Origin of the sequence: Streptomyces sp. NPDC058008 (assembly GCF_042886395.1) — a bacterium.
Classification (GTDB): Bacteria; Actinomycetota; Actinomycetes; order Streptomycetales; family Streptomycetaceae; genus Streptomyces.
Map to the genome: position 1 here is coordinate 1 of NZ_JBHVQX010000066.1, position 4,144 is coordinate 4,144.

At 71.1% G+C, this 4,144-nt stretch carries 2 protein-coding genes; both read left to right on the forward strand.

Annotated elements, in window-relative coordinates; translation table 11 throughout:
* Positions 1 to 2,322 (forward strand): SDR family NAD(P)-dependent oxidoreductase (locus tag ACFVS9_RS34050; protein ID WP_389938871.1); only part of this gene is annotated, 2,322 nt, incomplete at its 5' end.
* Between the two features lie 76 nt (positions 2,323 to 2,398).
* Positions 2,399 to 4,144 (forward strand): type I polyketide synthase (locus tag ACFVS9_RS34055; RefSeq protein WP_389938874.1); only part of this gene is annotated, 1,746 nt, incomplete at its 3' end.

Consider the following 4,144-nt stretch of genomic DNA (forward strand, 5'->3'; position numbering starts at 1 on the left):
CTGGCTGCTGAGCAGGTGCCGTCGGCGCTCGCGGTGGCGACGACTCGTCCGGATCATGATGAGGTCACCACGCTCACGTTGGCGTTGGCTCACCTCCACACCCGGGGCACAGCGGTCACCTGGCCGACCCTGGTTCCCGCTCCGCGTGTCGATCTGCCGACGTACGCGTTCAACCGTCAGCGTTACTGGCTGGACGTCGCGGCTCCCTCGGAGCAGGCGCCCGGCCTCGCGGTGGACGACGCGTTCTGGTCCGCGGTCGAAGGCGATGACGTGGAGCGGCTTGCTCACACGCTGGGCGTCCACGGGGACGACGGGCGGGCCCCGCTCCAGGAGCTCATGCCGATGCTGTCGGACTGGCGCCGCCGGTCACGGGAGCGTTCGGCCCTGGACGACCTGCGCTACGGGGTCACCTGGGAGCCGGTCACCGAGCCGGCCGCTCTGCCGACCGGCACCTGGCTGGTGGTCACGGCCGGTGGATCCGCAGCCGACGCCTGCACCGATGCCTTGGTCCGTCAGGGGGTGGATGTCGTACGGGTGGAGACCACGCCCGGGAAGTCGATCGTCGATCCCCTGCGCGACGCCCTCCCCGGCACGCCGCTCCAGGGTGTTCTGTCGCTGCTCTCGCTGACCGACGCTCCGGAACCGTCGCTGATCACCGCGTCGGCCCTCGCCCTGGTACGGGCACTGGGGGACCTCGACGTCGGGGCGCCGCTGTGGTGCGTCACCCGAGAAGCGGTCGCCGTCGGCACCGACAGGGACATCCGCCCCGAGCAGGCGCAGATCTGGGGCCTCGGCCGAGTGGTGGCGCTGGAACACTCCGACCGGTGGGGAGGGCTGGTCGATCTGCCGGCCGAACTCGATCAGCGAGCTCTCACACGGCTGTGCGCGGTCCTTGCAGGCGCCACAGGTGAGGACCAGGTTGCGGTGCGGCCGAGGGGGCTGCTGGCCCGGCGGCTCACAAGGCTGCCGCAGCCCAAGGGACGGGAAGAACACCGCTGGACACCGAGGGGCACGGTCCTGGTCACCGGCGGCACCGGTGCGCTCGGCGCACACGTCGCGCGCTGGCTGGCGCGCGCCGGGGCCGAGCACCTGGTCCTGACCAGCCGCCGGGGCCCAACGGCTCCGGAAGCCGCCGCGCTGGAGGCCGAACTCATCGCCCTCGGAGCCGAGGTGACGATCGCGGCGTGCGATGTCGCCGACCGGGACGCACTGGCCGCCCTCGTCGGCGGGTTCGCCGCCAACGGCAGCGAGATCCGCGCGGTGGTCCACACGGCCGGTGTCGCCCAGTCCAGCCCGATCAGCGACACCGGCATCGAGCAACTGACCGCCATCAGCAGCGGAAAGTCCGACGGCGCCCGGAACCTCGACGAGGTCTTCGCCGACGCCGACCTCGACGCCTTCATCCTGTTCTCCTCCACCGCCGGCGTCTGGGGCGGCGCGGGCCAGAGCGCGTACGGCGCGGCCAACGCCTACCTCGACGCACTGGCCGCGCGACGCCGGATGCGGGGCCGGACGGCCACCTCGATCGCGTGGGGGACCTGGGCCGGTGGAGGAATGGCGGCGCAGGACGACGCCGAGGCACAGCTCCGCCGCCGGGGAGTGCGGCCGCTCACACCGGAGTCGGCGCTCGCCCTGCTCCAGCAGGCACTCGACCACGACGAGTCCTTCCTCACCGTGGCCGACATCGACTGGGACCGCTTCACGCTGTCGTTCACGTCAGGGCGGCCGAGCCCCCTGCTCGACGGGATCCCCGAGGCCAGGCAGTCCCGGACGGCCGTCGAGTCCGGCACGCAGAAGGTGTCGCGCCTGGACGAGCAGCTCGCCGGACTCTCCGGGGCCGAGCGCGAGCAGGTCCTGGTCGAAGTGGTACGAACCCACGCGGCCGTCGTGCTCGGGCACGCCGACGCGGAAGGGATAGCGGCGGACAAACCCTTCCGCGACCTGGGGTTCGACTCGCTGGCCGCGGTCGAGTTCCGCAACCGGCTCAACGAGACCACCGGGCTGCAGCTGCCGGCGACATCGATCTTCGACTACCCGACGCCACGCGAACTCGCTGCCCATCTGAGGACCGCGTGGGACGGGGACGAGGTCACGGAGAACTCGGTCCTCGCCGAGATCGACAGGCTGGAGAGCCGTCTCGTGGCGGTCGCGGCCGGTGCGGGCGACCGTACGCACCCGGACATCGCGGCCAGGCTGGACGCCCTCATGGCCCGGTGGGGTGCCCGCAAGGGCGAGGCGGCCGACGCCGGGGCGGCCGAACACATCCAGTCCGCGACGCGGGATGAGGTATTCGACTTCATCGACAACGAGCTCGGAATCTGAGCCGCACAGGGCGCGCGCTGTCTGCGGGCGCGAGCGGTGGAAGAGCGGAAGACGTCGAATGCGGAGGGGACCGATCATGAGTGACGAAGACAGGACGCTCGACTACCTCAAGCGAGTTACCGCCGACCTGCACAAGGTCCGCGGCCGGCTGCGCGAGGTCGAGGACGCCGAGCGGGAGCCGATCGCCATCGTGGGGATGAGCTGCCGCTTCCCGGGAGGCGTGACCTCCCCGGAGGAACTCTGGCGGATGCTGGCCGGAGGAGGGGACGCGGCCGCGGAGTTCCCCACCGACAGGGGCTGGGACCTGGCCGCACTGTTCGACACCGACCCGGACGGCGCGGGCACCTCGGCCACCCGGTCCGGATCGTTCCTCCACGGGGCCGACACGTTCGATCCGGAGTTCTTCGGCATCTCGCCGCGAGAGGCACTGGCGATGGACCCGCAGCAGCGGCTGCTGCTGGAGACCTCCTGGGAGGTGTTCGAGCGGGCAGGCATCGACCCGTTGTCGATGCGCGGCAGCATGACCGGTGTCTTCGTCGGCACCAACGGCCAGGACTACGCCAACCTGCTGCTCGGCCAGCCACAGCAGCAGGTGGAGGGGTACGTGGGGATAGGCAACGCCGCGAGCGTCGCCTCCGGCCGTATCTCCTACACCCTCGGGCTGGAGGGGCCGGCGGTGACGGTGGACACGGCGTGCTCGTCCTCGCTGGTGTCGCTGCACCTGGCGGCGCAGGCACTGCGGAAGGGCGAGTGCGTGATGGCGCTCGCCGGAGGCGTGACGGTCATGTCGACGCCCAGCATGTTCACCGAGTTCAGCAAGCAGCAGGGGCTCGCGACCGACGGCCGGTGCAAGGCGTTCGCCGCCGCTGCGGACGGCACGGCCTGGGGCGAGGGGGTCGGCGTGCTCCTGGTGGAGCGGCTCTCGGACGCGGTGCGCAACGGGCATGAAGTGCTGGCGGTGGTGCGGGGTTCGGCGGTGAACCAGGACGGTGCGTCGAACGGTCTGACGGCTCCGAACGGTCCGTCGCAGCAGCGGGTGATCCGTCAGGCGCTGGCCAACGCGGGAATGTCCGCCTCCGAGGTCGACGTGATCGAGGCGCACGGTACGGGCACCGCGCTGGGTGACCCGATCGAGGCGCAGGCGCTGCTGGCCACCTACGGACAGGACCGTCCGGAGGACCGTCCCGTCCTCCTCGGCTCCGTGAAGTCGAACATCGGCCACACGGCAGCCGCGGCGGGTGTGGCGGGTGTGATCAAGATGGTGATGGCGATGCGGCATGGTGTGGTGCCCTCGACGTTGCACGTGGATGAGCCGACGCCGCATGTGGACTGGTCCGTGGGCGCGGTCGAGTTGGTGACCGAGACCGTTCCCTGGCCGGAGACGGGTCGGCTTCGGCGCGCGGGTGTGTCGGCCTTCGGAGTGAGTGGGACGAACGCGCATGTACTGATCGAGGAGCCGCCGGCTGTCGAGGGTGGGCCCGTGGTCGGGGTGTCTTCGGTGGTGGGTGGTGTGGTGCCGTGGGTGGTGTCGGGTCGGTCGGGTGCGGGGTTGCGTGGGCAGGCGGCGCGGTTGCGTGAGTTCGTGGTGGGCTCGGGTGGTGTGGGTCTGGGCGAAGGCAGTGTGGGTGATGTGGGTGGTGTGGGGTGGTCGTTGGTGTCGTCGCGTGCTGCGTTGGAGCATCGTGCGGTGGTGGTGGGTGCTGGTGGGGAGGAGTTTGTGCGGGGTCTGGCGGGTGTTGTTTCGGGTGAGTTGGTGGGGAATGTGGTGTCGGGGGTGGTGGTTCCGGGGCGGTCGGTGGCGTTCTTGTTCTCGGGTCAGGGT